This window comes from Paenibacillus polymyxa, from assembly GCF_001719045.1.
Lineage (GTDB): Bacteria > Bacillota > Bacilli > Paenibacillales > Paenibacillaceae > Paenibacillus > Paenibacillus polymyxa_B.
The window spans coordinates 2,906,341-2,922,710 of record NZ_CP015423.1 but is presented as its reverse complement, the minus strand read 5'-3'; the positions used below and the strand labels follow the sequence as shown (position 1 = coordinate 2,922,710).

The 16,370-nt window shown below is 48.0% G+C and carries 17 protein-coding genes; all 17 read right to left on the bottom strand.

What is annotated here, in order from left to right:
- Positions 1–11: 11 nt before the first annotated feature.
- Entirely contained in the window at positions 12–896 is an 885-nt protein-coding gene (gene hslO, locus AOU00_RS13095; protein WP_069290761.1) for an Hsp33 family molecular chaperone HslO, read from the bottom strand.
- Positions 897–1,115: 219 nt separating this feature from the next.
- On the bottom strand, positions 1,116–1,883 hold the full coding sequence (locus AOU00_RS13090) for a type III pantothenate kinase (protein WP_013368697.1): 768 nt from the start codon (positions 1,881–1,883) through the stop codon (positions 1,116–1,118).
- Positions 1,884–1,889: 6 nt separating this feature from the next.
- Positions 1,890–2,780 (bottom strand): carboxylating nicotinate-nucleotide diphosphorylase, encoded by an 891-nt coding sequence (gene nadC, locus AOU00_RS13085; RefSeq protein WP_061831244.1) that lies wholly within the window; start codon positions 2,778–2,780, stop codon positions 1,890–1,892.
- The gene (gene nadB / locus AOU00_RS13080) at positions 2,770–4,383 is read right to left on the bottom strand and encodes an L-aspartate oxidase (protein ID WP_069290760.1); all 1,614 of its coding nucleotides are present in this window, start codon (positions 4,381–4,383) and stop codon (positions 2,770–2,772) included. The genes nadC and nadB overlap by 11 nt, the downstream gene beginning before the upstream one ends.
- Positions 4,384–4,661: 278 nt before the next feature.
- A complete protein-coding gene (gene ftsH / locus AOU00_RS13075) occupies positions 4,662–6,701 on the bottom strand; it encodes an ATP-dependent zinc metalloprotease FtsH (protein ID WP_069290759.1) in 2,040 nt (679 codons plus the stop codon).
- Between the two features lie 97 nt (positions 6,702–6,798).
- Positions 6,799–7,338, bottom strand: coding sequence for a hypoxanthine phosphoribosyltransferase (hpt, locus tag AOU00_RS13070; RefSeq protein ID WP_025721686.1), 540 nt, complete (start codon positions 7,336–7,338; stop codon positions 6,799–6,801).
- A gap of 47 nt (positions 7,339–7,385) precedes the next feature.
- Complete coding sequence (gene tilS, locus AOU00_RS13065) at positions 7,386–8,834, bottom strand: tRNA lysidine(34) synthetase TilS (RefSeq protein WP_069290758.1); 1,449 nt, start codon at positions 8,832–8,834, stop codon at positions 7,386–7,388.
- 65 nt (positions 8,835–8,899) lie between these two features.
- Positions 8,900–9,838 carry a protein kinase domain-containing protein gene (locus AOU00_RS13060; protein WP_061831248.1) on the bottom strand — a complete coding sequence of 313 codons (939 nt, stop codon included), beginning with the start codon at positions 9,836–9,838 and terminating at the stop codon, positions 8,900–8,902.
- Positions 9,822–10,571 carry a vWA domain-containing protein gene (locus AOU00_RS13055; protein ID WP_023986444.1) on the bottom strand — a complete coding sequence of 250 codons (750 nt, stop codon included), beginning with the start codon at positions 10,569–10,571 and terminating at the stop codon, positions 9,822–9,824. Before AOU00_RS13055 ends, AOU00_RS13060 begins: the two co-directional genes overlap by 17 nt.
- 126 nt (positions 10,572–10,697) lie before the next feature.
- Positions 10,698–13,205 carry a stage II sporulation protein E gene (gene spoIIE / locus AOU00_RS13050; RefSeq protein ID WP_023986443.1) on the bottom strand — a complete coding sequence of 836 codons (2,508 nt, stop codon included), beginning with the start codon at positions 13,203–13,205 and terminating at the stop codon, positions 10,698–10,700.
- Between the two features lie 292 nt (positions 13,206–13,497).
- Complete coding sequence (locus AOU00_RS26270; RefSeq protein ID WP_155765239.1) at positions 13,498–13,644, bottom strand: hypothetical protein; 147 nt, start codon at positions 13,642–13,644, stop codon at positions 13,498–13,500.
- A 67-nt stretch (positions 13,645–13,711) separates the two neighbouring features.
- Positions 13,712–14,236, bottom strand: coding sequence for a S1 domain-containing RNA-binding protein (locus AOU00_RS13045; RefSeq protein ID WP_014279051.1), 525 nt, complete (start codon positions 14,234–14,236; stop codon positions 13,712–13,714).
- A gap of 123 nt (positions 14,237–14,359) precedes the next feature.
- Entirely contained in the window at positions 14,360–14,689 is a 330-nt protein-coding gene (locus tag AOU00_RS13040) for an FtsB family cell division protein (RefSeq protein WP_013308137.1), read from the bottom strand.
- A 4-nt stretch (positions 14,690–14,693) separates the two neighbouring features.
- Positions 14,694–15,272 (bottom strand): spore cortex biosynthesis protein YabQ, encoded by a 579-nt coding sequence (gene yabQ / locus AOU00_RS13035; protein WP_013308136.1) that lies wholly within the window; start codon positions 15,270–15,272, stop codon positions 14,694–14,696.
- Positions 15,269–15,553 (bottom strand): sporulation protein YabP, encoded by a 285-nt coding sequence (yabP, locus tag AOU00_RS13030; protein WP_025721693.1) that lies wholly within the window; start codon positions 15,551–15,553, stop codon positions 15,269–15,271. Before yabP ends, yabQ begins: the two co-directional genes overlap by 4 nt.
- Before the next feature lie 177 nt (positions 15,554–15,730).
- Positions 15,731–16,009, bottom strand: coding sequence for an RNA-binding S4 domain-containing protein (locus AOU00_RS13025; RefSeq protein WP_016818913.1), 279 nt, complete (start codon positions 16,007–16,009; stop codon positions 15,731–15,733).
- The gene (locus tag AOU00_RS13020; RefSeq protein WP_007428028.1) at positions 16,009–16,281 is read right to left on the bottom strand and encodes an HU family DNA-binding protein; all 273 of its coding nucleotides are present in this window, start codon (positions 16,279–16,281) and stop codon (positions 16,009–16,011) included. Before AOU00_RS13020 ends, AOU00_RS13025 begins: the two co-directional genes overlap by 1 nt.
- Positions 16,282–16,370 lie beyond the last annotated feature (89 nt).

The window sequence follows — 16,370 nt, the reverse complement described above, 5'->3', positions numbered from 1 at the left end:
CGCCCATCCGGTTAGGCTTTGGCTTGATCTAACAGATTTTGCAATTCATCTTTATTAAACTGATAAGCCTCATTACAAAAGTGGCATACGACCTCAGCCTGTCCTTCTTCCTCAATTAACTGCTCTAATTCGCTTTCTCCCAAACTGATCAATGTTTTTTCCACGCGCTCACGTGAACACTCACATTGAAAATGAATATCCAATTCATCGAGAATCCGAACGTCCGGCAGCATCCAGCGCAGCATTTCATCAAGTTCCAACCCTTGATCCAGCAAAGCAGTAACGGGTGGAATGGAGCTGACTGCATTTTCGATCGCAGTAATCTCATCATCATTTAAGCCTGGAAGCAACTGAATAATAAATCCACCGGCCACAATAACCGAGTTATCCGTATCTACCAGCACACCCAAGCCCACTGCTGACGGGGTCTGTTCCGATTTGGCAAAATAATAGGTAAAGTCCTCACCCAGTTCACCGGAAATAATCGGAGTACTGCCGCGATACGGTTCTTTTAACCCCAAATCCTTGATGATATGAATGAACCCCTCTGTACCTACGGCACCCGCTACATCCAGTTTGCCCATACTATTGCTCGGCAAATGCACATGCGGTTTAGTAACATAACCTCGCACTTCCCCTACAGCATTGGCATCAACGACGATTTGCCCAATCGGTCCATCACCTTTAACTTGAATGGTCAATCGCTCTTTGCCTTTTAGCATAGAGCCCATAATAGCACCTGCTGTGAGGGTTCGCCCCAAAGCAGCGGTTGCCGTAGGATGAGTATCATGCCTTCTCCGCAATTCCTCTACCAATTGAGTTGTCCGAACAGCAAAAGCTCTAACCCTTCCATCCATGGCTGTGCCACGAATAAGTCGATCCTGCTTATTTTCCATATTGATATCCTCCCCTATTCTCCAGGACAGCTATGCTGCTTATTTTCGTTAGTATGGCTCATCATTGAAGCATAATTTCCTATTATATAAACAACCTGCATCGACAGATCACGCGAATTGTTCAAAAACGTAACATATTTCAGTATAGACGAAAAACGCCGCTAATCCAAACCGATAAGATCATCGGTTGGACTCAGCGGCAGCTTATATCCACTTTTTTTATTCAGCGTTACGTTGGTAAATGATGCGTAATCCTTCGAGCGTCAACATCGGCAACACTTTCTGAATGCTCTCTGTCTCTGATGCGATTAGCTCTGCAAGACCTCCGGTAGCAATAACCGTAGGTTCCACCTGCATTTCTTCCTTAATGCGCCTCACAATGCCATCCACTTGCCCAGCATAACCGAAGATAATCCCAGCTTGCATGGCATGAACCGTATTACGACCAATAACCTTTTTGGGTTTCTCCAACTCAATGCGGGGCAGCTTGGAAGCCCGTTGATACAGTGCCTCCGTCGAAATCCCGATCCCCGGCACAATGACACCGCCCAAGTAGTTTCCCTTATCGTCAATACAATCAAACGTCGTCGCTGTTCCAAAGTCCACCACAACCAGCGGCCCGCCGAACCGTTCGACAGCCGCAACAGCGTTCACGATCCGATCCGCACCTACTTCACGAGGATTCTCATAACGCAGGTTAAGACCAGTCTTGATTCCCGGCCCGACGATTAACGGCGTTTTGCCTATGTATTTATCGCACATTTCTTCTAATACACGGACCAATGGCGGAACGACAGAGGAAATAATCACTCCCTGGATGTCATCCTTTAATACGCCACCCATACTAAAAAGATTATGTATGAGTACGCCGTATTCATCTGCGGTTGCCTGTCTGGAGGTACTGATCCGGTAATGGTGCAACAGCTCCCGCCCTTCGTATATCCCCAGAACAATATTGGTATTGCCTACATCCACTACAAGAATCAATGGGTGTCACCTATCTTTCTTTGCGTTAAGGTCAAGGCTGATATCCAGGTTATGAAAAGAGTATGTCAGCCTGCCTACAGAAATCACATCTACGCCACTCTCAGCCATCTCACGCACTGTATCCAGCGATACATTGCCCGAGGCTTCTGTTTTGACATGTGGTGCCCGTTCCCGAATGAACCGAACGGCTTCCTTCATATCTGGGGCAGACATGTTATCCAGCATAATGATATCCGCCCCAGCTTCCAGGGCTTCCTGAACTTGTTTCATGTTTTCCGTCTCTACTTCAATCGTCATCGTATGCGGTATATTAGCGCGCGCTCGACTCACAGCTTGTTCAATCCCACCTGCGCCCTTAATATGATTATCCTTAATCATAACAGCATCGTACAGGCCAAAACGATGATTCGAGCCACCGCCTACACGAACAGCATACTTCTCCAGCAGTCGATGTCCCGGTGTTGTTTTACGTGTATCCACCAAGCGAGTGGACAGACCATGCAATTGATCTATAAAAGCCCGAGTCCGCGTGGCAATACCAGACATCCGTTGGAGCAGATTTAACGCCAATCGCTCCCCGGTCAGGATTGCATGGGTACTCCCCGTTACTTCTGCCAAAACGCTCCCCTTTTCAATCCACTGTCCATCGACTACCAGCGGAGTGAACGACAAGGAAGGGTCCACTACCTGAAATACAAGGGCAGCCACGGGTAACCCCGCAACCACGCCGCTCTCCTTGGCATGAATGACAGCCTTGGATTGGTGGCCCTGCTCAATTGTCCAGCGCGTGGTCACATCGCCAGAGCCCGTATCTTCTCGCAGCCAGCTGCGAATTTGTGCCGTCAGTTCTTCCTGATATCCACTAAACTCTCCATAAAGCTCGCTGTTAGATGTCATGAACGTACTCCTCCGTTATCCCTTGCTCACGTCGCTGCTGAACATGCTTTCGCCAGACGCTATCATCTGTCTCAGGAAAATCCTCGCGATAATGCGCTCCCCGGCTCTCCTCACGTAGTAGCGCACCATCTGTTACTAATAAAGCACAGGTGAGCAAATTGGCAAATTCGATCTCTTCACGGCTAGCGATCACAGCCTCAAAAATAGGCATTAGCCCTTGCAACTCATCTAATGCTGCTTGTAGCCCTTCGCCGTGCCGACGAACTCCAGCATAACGAACCATGGCTTCTTGCAGCCTATGCCGCTGCTCCGCGACGGATGAAGCCGGGAACTCTGTACGGTTATCGCTATAAGATATCAACGTATGGCCGACTAGCGGTGGCAATGAATGCAGTCGCTCAATAATCCTGCTGGCGAATACAATAGCTTCAGATAACGAATTGCTCGCCAGACGATTAGCTCCGTGAACACCTGTAGAAGAGGTTTCCCCGCAGGCGAACAAACGCGCAATGGAGCTTTCCCCGTGTAAATTAGTCTGAACACCACCCATCATATAATGGGCAGCAGGCGCAATGGGGATCCAGTCTGTCGTCATATCCAAACCAAATGACAAACATGTCCGATAAATGGTTGGAAAACGTTGCTTCACCCGCTCAGGTGGCTCATGCGTAATATCCAGGTATACAAACGCAGCTTGGGTGCGTTCCATCTCATGAATGATAGCACGAGCTACGATATCTCTGGGTGCAAGCTCCTGCCGGGAATCATACTTGTCCATGAAGCGTTCTCCGTGAATATTGCGTAACACGGCTCCTTCTCCCCGTACAGCTTCGGAAATTAGAAACCTTGGAGCGTCCGGATGGCACAACGCCGTAGGATGAAACTGTATGAATTCCATATCCCGTACAATCGCCCCAGCACGATATGCCATAGCGATACCATCCCCGGTTGCAATATCCGGGTTGGTCGTATAACGGTATAATTGCCCGCTACCTCCTGAGCACAAAATCGTTGCATTAGCAGTGATATACGACCTTTCCCCACCTGGCTTTTGGACGAGGGCTCCAATACACTCACCATGCTCCGTCAGCAGATCAATTACCATGCATTCTTCCCACACTTCGATACCGGGATGGGCAGCAACCTGGTCTGATAAGGCACGCACAATTTCATAACCGGTAGCATCTCCATTCGCATGCAAAATACGCCGGTGGCTATGCGCTCCTTCCCGTGTCAACGCTAGTTCACCATCCACACGATCAAAAACCGTTCCCATACGTATTAACTCTTGAATACCAACTGGACCTTCATGGACAAGCGTACTGACCGCCTCAGGTTCACACAGACCTGCTCCAGCAATCAGAGTATCTTCCATATGATAGGCTGGTGTATCCTCGTCCGATGTGACAGCAGCAATGCCGCCTTGAGCATAACGCGTGTTGCTTTCCATCAAAGTCTTCTTGGTAATCAGCAACACTTTCCGATTCTCCGCAGCCTTAATCGCCGTATATAAGCCCGCAATGCCCGAGCCGATAATTAACACGTCGGCCTCCAATCGGGCCAAGTCCGCTACATCAAAATCAACTAGATATCTTGGAATCATGCCTTCACCTGATTTCACAGAAGAATAGCGCACACCATAGGTTCTACAGTATGCGCTCACGTATATGTTCAAAATGATAGAGAGTCGATTGCAGCGACTGTTGGCTTTTATACGCTAAGAAGACGACAGCCGTTTATTTAACAATAAATGTACACAACGTTCCGATGTCTGTCAAATCACGTTATCAATAATCTTCCATTTAAAAAACTCCGGAAAACCAATAATACCTGGTTCCCCGGAGCTTACCTAATACGCTTATTCAACTATCTATCGGATGATTAGGTTGTTGTCGGTGGAGTACCACCGGAGTTGCCCGAATTGTTATCATCCTCTGGCTTTTTCAGATTAGGGATATCATTCGGTTGATCCGTTGTATTCTTAGGCTCGTCATCCTTACCTTGAATACGTACACGGACGTCTCCAATGTTGTCGATCACAGGCTCACCATTTTCCGGTGTTCCTTCTCCCTCCGTTGTGCCACCATCCAAAGAACCTGTCTCGATCAAACGTTTGATTTGTTCAAGTTCCAGAGTTTCTTCTACCAGCAAGGTTTGAGCAATCAAATGAACCTCTTTGGAATACTTGGTCAGGAGTTCTCTAGCACGCTCATAAGACTCAGTGATGAAGCGATTCATCTCCTGGTCAATCTGATAAGCGATCTGATCACTGTAGTTCTGCTCATGACCGATATCGCGTCCAAGGAATACTTGGCCTTGTGAAGTACCGAACTGCATCGGACCAAGCTTCTCACTCATACCATATTCTACGATCATGCTGCGTGCAATGCTTGTCGCTTGCTGGAAGTCGCTATAGGCTCCCGTTCCGATCTCACCAATGAACAGTTCCTCGGATACGCGTCCACCCAACAATCCAGTGATTTTGTCCAGCAATTCCTGCTTAGTTGTCAACATGCGGTCTTCCTTCGGAAGCATGATGACATATCCGCCTGCACGTCCACGTGGAATAATCGTTACCTTATGAACCATATCCGCATTTTCCAAGAAGAAGCCGATAATCGTATGGCCTGCTTCATGATAAGCAACAATTCGTTTCTCGCGGTCACTGATTACGCGGCTGCGTTTTTCGGTACCTACGATAACACGGTCGATAGCTTCATCTACTTCTCGCATCGAAATATCTCTGCGGTTACGACGAGCCGCCAACAAGGCAGCTTCGTTCAACAGATTTTCCAAATCAGCGCCTGTAAAGCCTGTTGTACGTTTCGCAATTACGTCCAATTTAACATCCTTCGTTAATGGCTTGTTGCGAGCATGTACATACAATACTGCTTCACGGCCTTTAACATCTGGACGATCAACCGTAATTTGACGGTCAAAACGTCCTGGACGAAGCAACGCCGGGTCTAAGATATCCGGACGGTTTGTAGCCGCTACGATGATGATACCTTCGTTTGCGCCGAATCCATCCATCTCTACGAGCAATTGGTTGAGCGTCTGCTCACGTTCATCATGTCCGCCACCCAATCCGGCGCCACGTTGACGTCCAACGGCATCAATCTCATCAATGAAAATGATACAAGGTGCGTTCTTCTTCGCGTTCTCGAACAAATCACGAACACGGGAAGCACCGACCCCGACGAACATTTCTACAAAATCAGAACCCGAGATGCTGAAAAACGGTACTCCGGCCTCGCCTGCAACAGCTCTCGCCAAGAGTGTTTTACCCGTACCTGGAGGGCCCACTAACAGAACACCTTTTGGAATACGAGCGCCCACAGCTGCAAACTTGCGTGGGTCCTTCAAGAATTCTACGACTTCGACAAGCTCTTGCTTCTCTTCGTCAGCCCCTGCCACGTCCTCGAACGTAACCTTCTTCTTCTCTTCGTTATACAGACGGGCTTTGCTCTTGCCGAAGTTCATAACTTTGCCGCCACCGCCCTGTGCCTGATTAAACAGGAAGAAGAACAACAGGAACATGATCACCAAAGGAATGATAGAAGTCAAAAACGTCAGCCAAATGCTTTCGCCTTCCATTTTCTTCTGCACGTATTCAAACCCGTTCGTTTCGCTGGCATTCACCAGTTCACTTAGTGCTTGATCCGTTGGTGGAACATATACGGAAAAATTGGTCGATTTAGCATTAGCCGGCTGCTTCTTATATGCACCGGTTACAAGATAGGCGTAACCGTCAAATTGGACCGTTACTTTAGAGATGTTATTAGCTTTAACCTCTTGCCGTAATTGGTCATATCTAGGGAGATCGGAGGCTTCGTTACTGTTGCTAACAAACTGAACGATACCCACCACAACTAAAAAAAGAATCAAATAAAAACCAGAATTCCGGATGAACCGATTCATCCCCTACCTCCTCTCGAGACACTTAAGTTATTTTACCATAGCCTGTAAGTCCTTCTCAACAAAGGGCCTTATTTAGTCCTAGGACTGGAGGCTGAGATTAGCTGGTGTAGATTTCCGGCTTTAAAATCCCTATGTATGGGAGGTTCCGGTAGTGCTCGGCATAGTCCAGACCATAGCCGACAACAAACGCATCTGGAAGCGTAAATCCAGTATAATCTGCTTCAAGATTAACTGTCCGGCGTGCAGGCTTGTCGAACAAGGTTACGACACATACCGAATTGGCATTACGGTTTTTAAGCAATTCAATCAAATGCGTCAGCGTCAGGCCGCTGTCGATAATATCTTCGACAATCAGAACGTCGCGTCCTTCTACAGATGCGTCCAAATCCTTAATGATTTTTATGATACCTGAGGATTTTGTGGATGCTCCGTAACTTGATACAGCCATGAAATCAAGCTCCAACGGCACTGTAATGGTTTTAACCAAATCAGCCATAAAGATAAACGCACCTTTCAGTACGCAAATCACCAATGGATTTTTACCTTCATATTTCACGCTGAGCTGTGCACCCAATTCCTTAATTTTACTCTGAATTTCTTCTTCGCTGATCAATATTTCCTGAATATCATTTTGCAACGGTGTAAACCTCCTAAGTTTATACTATGAAAGCCGTTCCTGCGCAATTACCGATGCCCCGGACTCTCTCGTCTTTGCCATGACATATATATAACCGAAGACGTGTGCTTTTGCACTGCGGCATGTACAGAACGTCGTACGCCCGGAATCCAGAGAATAGTTCCAGCGTGGTCGCAGACGATGGGAGTAACGGAACGCATTGAAGGAGGTATTTTTTCATCAATAAAAATATCTTTAACCTTTTTTCTTCCGTTTAATCCCATTACATACATGGTATCTCCAGGTAATCGCGAGCGTACAGTCAAAGGCAGACTCAATTGATCTGCGTCGAACCACGCTTCCTCCTTATTCGCCGGATGGTCCGCATCCGAATAGGAAGCCCTTCGCCACCGAAGTATACCACCTGCCTCAGGCAACTCTAGCTCACCGGAAAAAGGCAATACACTTAGTCCATAGCACCATTCGCCCATAACGACTTGCGTACGGTCAAACAAAACCGCCTGGTCATATTCGCGGACTCCAACCGCACCGCCTCCCAAGTCCAAACTCCATGTAGACGATGCCTCTTGGAGAAGTCTTAGTCGAACGGTCTCAATTTTACGAAAATCAAAATTTTCACTGTCCGAAGGCAGATAATTTAATATTAGTTTAATCAACCTCCGTTGTAAAGCAACGGATAGCTTACGGTATGAAGCGATGGGAAACATGTACCTGCCATTATCCAAGCGCACCATTTTCTCGTATGCCGACAGCGTGGATGCCTCCATAAAGTCATTTTCGTCAGCCATCGTTTCGGCCAGCCGGTTTAGGGACGGTGTCAGTCGCTCATTATATTGCCCCAAAAAAGGAAGCACATCCATGCGAATGGCGTTACGACGGTATTTGGATGATAAATTAGTGCTGTCTATCACATAGGAAAGATCATAAAAGTTACAAAACTCAATCAGGTCAGCCTTGTACATACGTAGCAGCGGGCGAATGAGTTGCACATTTTTTTCCCTGCGCGCCAAACGCATACCTGCCAAACCTGCTGGGCCGCTACCACGCAGCAAGTGCAAGAGAACCGTTTCGGCTTGATCGTCGCCGTGGTGAGCCATTGCAATATGCTGTGCTTCCCACTTTGTAGCCATATCATGTAAAAAGCTGTAGCGCAGCTCGCGGGCTGCTTCCTGTGGCCCCTTCCCGCTCTCCTTCATATAAGCGGGTACATCCACCCGAGTCATTTCAAATGGTAGTTCGAGCTTTCCGGCAATATTGCGTACCTCTTCAGCCTCCGCATCCGATTCCTCTGGTCTGAAGCCATGATGAACGTGAGCGCAGACGAGTTGTAAAGGCATATGTATAACGGATATTTCATGTAAAATGTGCAAAAGGGCCACCGAATCCGGCCCACCGGATACAGCAACCACAATGCGGTCTCCGGGGCTCCACAGTGAATGATCTCGCGCCAAGGCGAGCACTTCCTGCACAACACCGGTCGGTTTTGTTGTTCCCATTCACGACCCTCTTTTCTCCCGACCGTAAAAATGATGATCATCTGTTATCTTATGTAAGTCTGCTGCTACCTTAACGCAATCCAGAGCGCTCCGGCAAGCAGCAAAAGCGATACCGTGAAAGCATATCCCAGCCAGCGTGGGTTCCCTTTTTTAACCGACGATTGCCTGACATGTGCGGAAGCCAAACGTGACCAAGATCGGGCCGCTGCACGAGTATCGGAATATTCTCCACGCACTGCACCCAGCAGCCATTCGGCATAGGGGCGCAATACACGGCTACGGCGAATGATGACCGTCAATTCTGCCGTATTCCGCAGCTGTGGCAGCCTACTCGCAGCGGTCTTTAATGATTCGCTCTCCAATATATGAATCGTTAGAAGAGCGAAGGCAAACAGGTCATACTGGGAATCAGCATTTCGGCTGCCAGCATTCCAGAATCCCCTATCATACCACTCTGTGAATTGTTTAACACTCCGACCAGCAAGAGACACCCCACCGTAGTCAATTAATTCAGCCTCTCCATAGGCATTGACCAAAATATTCTGCGGCTTCAGGTCGCCAAACACCCATCCTGCCTGATGGAGATCCGCCAGACGATTCAGTATACCAGTTCCAGCCACACCATACCATTCCGGCCCTTTGGCTGCCACAAAACGATGAAGCGGATCACCCTTAACATATCGCATAACATAAAAGGGGATTTCTCCGCTGCGTAACACTACATCATCCACCTCGAACAAAAAGGAAGGATTTCCATTTCGCTGAAGGGCGGCCTGAGTCCCCTGAGACTGCAATGTGGTCAGCACATTAATCTCTGATTGCAGATCAAGCGTGTTCTTCCCCATTTTCAGAGCAAATTGCCGATCGGCCTGTGCTTCTTTTACCAAATATACAGTTCCGTTCGCTCCCCGGCCCAGCAAGCGCTGGATGACATAGCTGCTCCGCTTCCACTTGCCCTTGATGACCGTTCCGGGTGCAAGAACGGGATCAGACGACGTAGTCACCGAGCATCCCTTCTCCTTTGCCATAGGATTCTTCCAGATCTTTCTGTTCTCCTAGTGTAACATATCGGTAATAATCAATCACTTGTAAAATGGCAGGACCTGTCGGTGTTGCCCCTTTCATCCGCAAGCGTCCAAATATCGATTTGATCTGGTTAAGCTCAGAGGTCCAACCGATATCCATGACTGCGTCTTCTCCCATTTTGCCGCCCGGAAAATGAAATACAGATATACGGCTGTGTCCGCTTCTGGACTGTAAACTGAGCAGCAAATCGCGGATGCTGTCCTCTACAGCAGGCAGCTTGGGCTTCATGCTCGCACTTGCATCAATGAGCAAAGCAATCTCCAGGGTGCTTGTTTCTGTCAGTTCATCCATCACCTCAACCACTTGGGCTCGTTTGGCCGGAGGAAGTTCACCGATATGTTTGGCGCCACCCTCACCCAGAATGTGCGTTAACTCTCTATTAACCGCCTGCTGAATGGTTTGAACCACCGTTTTGCGCGTCATCATCTGCATGGTCTGCGCCAACTGTTTTGTCCCTACGATTTGGCTAAACCCTCCCCCTGCTTTAGCAATTTCTTGAATCTCCGCACTGCCAAGCTCGCCAATAGTTCCATAATCTATGACTCCGGCGACGTTCACTGTAATACCTTCCCGTAAAGCCTGGGCAGCCGCCATGACTGGACTAACACCTACATTTGAGCATCCGTCTGTAATGATCAAAATTTGCTTCATCGTTTTTTGACCTCCGCTTCCTCTTAATCTATCCCGATAGATTCTATCTTTGCCTAATCCGGAACGATTCAAACGAAGGATGCGGATTTTTAAAAATGGGTAAGGAATTTCCCGGGCAATGTCGGCTTAGCTCACCGTCCGTGGACGTTCCAACCACCTCATGCCAGGTACATGGAGAGTTGCCCATTCTGGGCGGAAGTGGTCGATTTTACTAACAACTACAGTCATATCATCATAGATTTGATTTTGTTGGTATCGAATAACCCGTTCTAGCAAACAGTCGGCCAACTGCTGAGGATCTTCGCTTTCAATTTCCTGAATCATGCGTTTCATCCATATTTCCTTATTAACCGCGTAACCGGGTGAGTCGTATATACCGTCTGTAATCATAATGAGAATATCGCCCGGCTGGAGCTGCAGTGATACCAAATCAATTTCAATATCCTGTATAATGCCAATCGGCAAGTTGCTGGCAGATACAGGGATGACCTCCTCCCCTCTTTTAATAAAGCTCGGCGTAGACCCAATCTTCATAAAAGTTGTCTGGGCCGTGTACTGATCAATCAGCGCCATATCGACCGTAGCGTACATTTCCTCAGGTGATCGCAGCATCAGGACAGAGTTAACCGACTTGATCGCCAACTTTTCGTCCATACCCGATTGCAGTAATTCCTCCAAAATGTTAAGTGCTGCACTGCTTTCTTGCTGCGCGCGCTCTCCGTTCCCCATACCATCACTTAATGAGACTGCAAAAGTCCCGTTCCCTAGCTCCATCATGCTGTAGCTGTCTCCTGAGAAAAAATCGCCTCCTTTGGCGGCACTAGCTACCCCTGTAGCAATCTCATACGTTTTAGCAGAGCCGAACATGACTGTAGCCAAGCCTTGGCGGCGATCTGCCTCCGTTTCGCGCATCACAGCTATATGCTCGTCCAGAATGTCCGACAGAAGTGGAGCAATGATTTTCCGACATTCATCAAATCCCCTTGTATAGGCATGGACAATCTCAATTTCTACCTGACCTGCATCCAGATTAATAATCTCAATAGATTGGATGGACAAGCCCAGTCTATCAAGAGCCTCTCGTATTTGCTCCTCCTGCCGATGCATGGTCTGTCCTTCCCGCTGAATTTCTCGCGCTAAATCCTCCATAATTTGTGATACACCCGATAGCTGGTCAGCAACAAGCTGACGACTATCGTATACTTGGCGCTTCCACTGCATATTATGTTGGTAGAGGCTATACTGCTGCTTCATCACTTGCAGGACAGCGCCCGTTTTAGCACATGCCTTGCTCCATTGCGGGGGGATCTGCTCCGGCTCCAAATCGGGGTTATCCTCAATGGCGCTCATCATTTCCGTCATATACTGATGGGTTTGCATAAACTTGCCGTCCCAGCACTGCTCACACTTGAAGCAGGAGGCACATGTCCCTTCTGCCACCGCATTCATAAAGTGTTCGATTTCTCCGTCCGACTTCGTGCTCTCACTCGCAGATATCTGGTGAAAGCTGCGGGATAGCTGACTGAATACACGGGAAAACTTCGTTACCCGCTCTGCGGTGAGATCGCGGACCCTTTTGGCATATTCATGCTGAGATTTGGCGTGGTCCTGCGTACCGGGAACATAGGTAGAAACCGCTTTAAAGAAACTTTTTGGGGTCATTAAGAATAATAGAATCGCCGCACAACTCTCCCAAGTTGACGTCAGCACGTCTCCGGTTCCGTCCAAATAGATCGTCAGAATTGAGGAGCCTAGCAGCATCCCAAGCGCAACAGCACCCTTTTTCCCTTCACGCAGCATCCCTGCCAGCAAACCTGCAAAAGCGAGTAAACTCATCTGCACAATTGCAGACATATTGGCCAAGCTTAAAATTAAACCGGTAATTACACCGACCGATGCGCCCAGCGAGGCACCTCCCACCAGAGCAAACACCAAGACCAAATATCGCGATAGTACATGATCGACAGACAATGAATGAACAGTCCAGCCTACTGCTCCCGTCATCACAGAGGCTAATAAAATAATAAGACATAAAATTTCCTCATTCTTGAGCTGGCTTGTCTTCTTGCGGTACGTAAACAACGGTATGGCCTGCGTGAACACCAGCGTGAGCATAAAACTGAGAACCGCATCCGTTCCCACAATGATAAGCTCATACCATGTAAAAGTTGGAGCCATCACGGCGTTAAATAAATTGACCATAAACACCGACAAGAAAACCATAAGCGGGGCATAGGATAATTCCAGACGGTCGAAGGTTCGTAGTCCGCGATACAGGAGATAAAATACCAGTAGCTCGCCACCAATCATAAATAACGATGGGTAAGGAGCTAACAGGCTGCCTAACACAACGGATACAGCTACAGGCAGCATCAGATCACGCCGAAGAAACGTTATGACCGCAAAATAAGCGAGGGCAAACGGAGAAAGCTCGTCCAAAATAGTGGCGCGTCCCAGTAGAACTCCCATAGCTGACAATAGCAGCATCCATCTTTGCGCCGTTACCCATTGCACCACTTTATGTGAATCCAGCCGTTTCTTGAGTCTGGAAGACCACCCTTCCGTACGCTCTTTGGATTTGGACTTTCTAGATTTTAACCCCGGAAAATGTACCACGTTCCATTTCTCCATCATGCGTCAGGCACCCCATTCATCAATTTGATGTTCCTATCTTAAACCGGAACGACTGAGAAAGTTTGTCAGAACCCCACGTCTTATTCCAAGAAATTTCCGACAAAAAAACGTTCTGCGCGAAAGGACAGAGCATCACTCTGAACATCAAGCTACGCCCGTATGGAAGCCGATGGAAGAAACGTCCCGCTACTCCTTATATGACCTCTCGATGTCGTTCATCCTGATGTCCAATCTAGCGATTTGCACAGAAGATAGACGGAAAACCGTTGGAGTTTGTCGGACGATTATGTCCTCACGACAAAAAAAACATCCGCTTTCCAGCATCGAAGCTCTTTTCTTCTTCATCAAAATTGCGAATCTCATAAATGCCCGTACGACTAACCACTGGATTCAGCGCCAACAATCGCTGCTTATCGCATCCGTTGTCGGTAGAACGCAAAAAAAACCGTAGCAGTCTCTCGACTGTACGGTTTTCCGTGTATGATTGATACGGTTGTCAAAGTGAATTAAACACGCTTCGCGCCGCGTCCTCCGCGTTTACCTTCGGTGTTCTTTTTCAGCGACGAAATGCGTTCCTCACTATCTTTCAGGAAGCGTGACATTTTATCCTCAAATGAAGGTTTACCCGGTGCAGGCTTGAAAGAACGGCCTCCACGATCGCGGTTGAAACCACCGCCACCACCACCGCGTCCTTGACTTGGACCTGAACCTCCACCGCCGAAACGGTCGCCTCCGCCTGGTCCTCCTGTACGCTCCGGTCTTGGAGCTCTTGGGGGACGGGCTTCACTTGCCGGCTTGTCAATCGTTTGCTTAATGGAAAGTCCGATTTTGCCATCTTTGTCAACATTAATGACTTTCACCGTCACAACATCATTAATCTTCAGGTGGTCGTTAACATCCTTAACATAGTTATCGGCGATTTCCGAGATGTGAACGAGACCCGTGACACCTCCAGACAAATCCACAAATGCTCCAAAATGCGTGATGCCTGTCACTTTGCCCTCTAACTTGGTGCCCACTTCAATTGCCATAGAATAAAATGATCCTCCCTTAAAATATACAACCGATTTTTTTGCAAAAAAATCCCGCTGTGGTGATTTGATTATACAAAATGGCGGAACCAAGGTCAACTAAGCATTGGCCCGATAATGTTCCTATTTTTGATCTCCGATGATTGGCGTCTCTTCCGGTTTGTAAAGACCGTACTTGCTTCTGGCAATCTCGCCAATGTACTCAGGGTCCTTCAGACGATTCACTTCGGTTTGAAGCTGTTGTTCCGTTTGTGTAGCAGCTTGCTTCTGCTTTTCCTTCTGGGTGAGCTGTTCACTTCGATCGGCCATAATCATGCCTTGAGAAAAAAAGGTAAAAATTGCCCAACTACCAAAGGCGGCAAGCGATAGCAACCAAATCATGATTCGCCTGCGCCCGCCCGCGTTGGACTTGGACGTAGAAGATGAATGGCGATCTACAGACGAATTACGCATGATACTACCTCCTTCCAAACCATCTTTTCGCTGTGTTTTTCAGTCTGATACCCAGCTTTACGAGCAACTCTGGAGTCTTCCAGCGCGCTTTAAGCGGACCGATCAGCCATAGGATCGGCTTCCAAACCGGCATCAGGATGTATATCAGCATCCTTCCCAGGAACACAATTAGTGCCCATGTCCATCCGACCAGCTTGCGTAACAGCCGATACAGCGCTAACACCGGAAGAACAATCAGGATGCGCAGTATGCTGTTCACGATCAACGTCAGTCTGCGAACTATCTCTAATAACATTACCACAAAACGTTGGGTTGTAACACTAAAGGCCCAAAAATAGAGCCAAACCCCCAAAAGTAGTCCTAAAAAGACATAAAACCGCAGCTCACCGCGATTACTCGCGTATAGCACACGGAAAATAAACAAAGCCGAGGCCACCCAGTACAGCACGTCCAACATATGAACGCTCCAGCGGGCAAAATGAAAGCGGATGGACAGCACCCGGTAGCTGTCAAACACCACTCCCATGGCTATGCCCGACAACAGCATCCACGTCAACGTCAGCCATTGCGTGTAAGGGTTCATTTGAAGATCTTGCCGAATAGGCTTTTTCCGTTTTTGGCCGGGGCCCCGGGCTCCAGGTAGACGAGGGAAGTAATCAGACCTTCAATGGACAACAGCCCCTCTTCTAGACTGAGGTTTTTGATATGTAAATGTTGTCCGCGAATGGTGAGATGGCCCAGCTCGGTCTGAAGCAAAAATTCTTCACTGTCAAAGCTCTCCACATTGCTGACGCCTGAAATATCGAGTTGCTTGCGGCTTTGCATGCGCAGATCATGGTGCTTGGACTTCCCTTGTTCAATCATGGCATGTACCCCTCCTTCTGTTCTTAGCTTATGAAGGGGGCCGTATGATTTAGAACCGCTTTTGCTGTTAATCAGCATATGATGGACGAAAACTCGTCATTAAAGAAAAAAAGCACTCCTTCATAAAATAATGAAGGAATGCTTTCATGTACAGTTATGAGAAAATCAGAGGTCTGCTTACCAGTTCAAACCATTGTCCCTGGCAATAGGCTCTTCCTTTACCAAAGTGTACATACTTGCAGCCTCGTCCTTGCGTGTAGTGTCGGCGAGCCGTTCCACTCGCACGGTCACCAGCTTCTGGCCAAACTGGACGGTAATTTCATCGCCTACTTTGACCGCACTGCTCGGCTTGGCTTCGCGTCCGTTCACCAGCACTCTCCCTTGTTCGGAGACGTCCTTGGCTACCGTACGCCGCTTAATCAGCCGCGAGACTTTCAAGAATTTATCAAGACGCATTAGTTAACGGCTTCTTTAAGCTTATTACCGGCTTTAAAAGCAGGAACGGTCGATTCTGGAATTTCAATCGTGTTACCGGTTTGTGGATTGCGGCCTGTACGGCTGGAACGCTTGCGTGTTTCGAAAGTACCAAAGCCGATCAGTTGCACTTTGTCACCGCTAGCAAGTGCATCTGTAATTTCACCAAGAACGCCATTCAATACAGCTTCAACGTCACGTTTGCTCAAACCGCTTTTGCTGGAAATATTGTTGATCAGATCTGTCTTGTTCATAAGATAAAAGCCTCCCAAATGTCAAAAAATAATCATCACGCTGCATGTCCATTTATGGAGCAGACGTGAGGTCCAACTGTGGCCGAAGC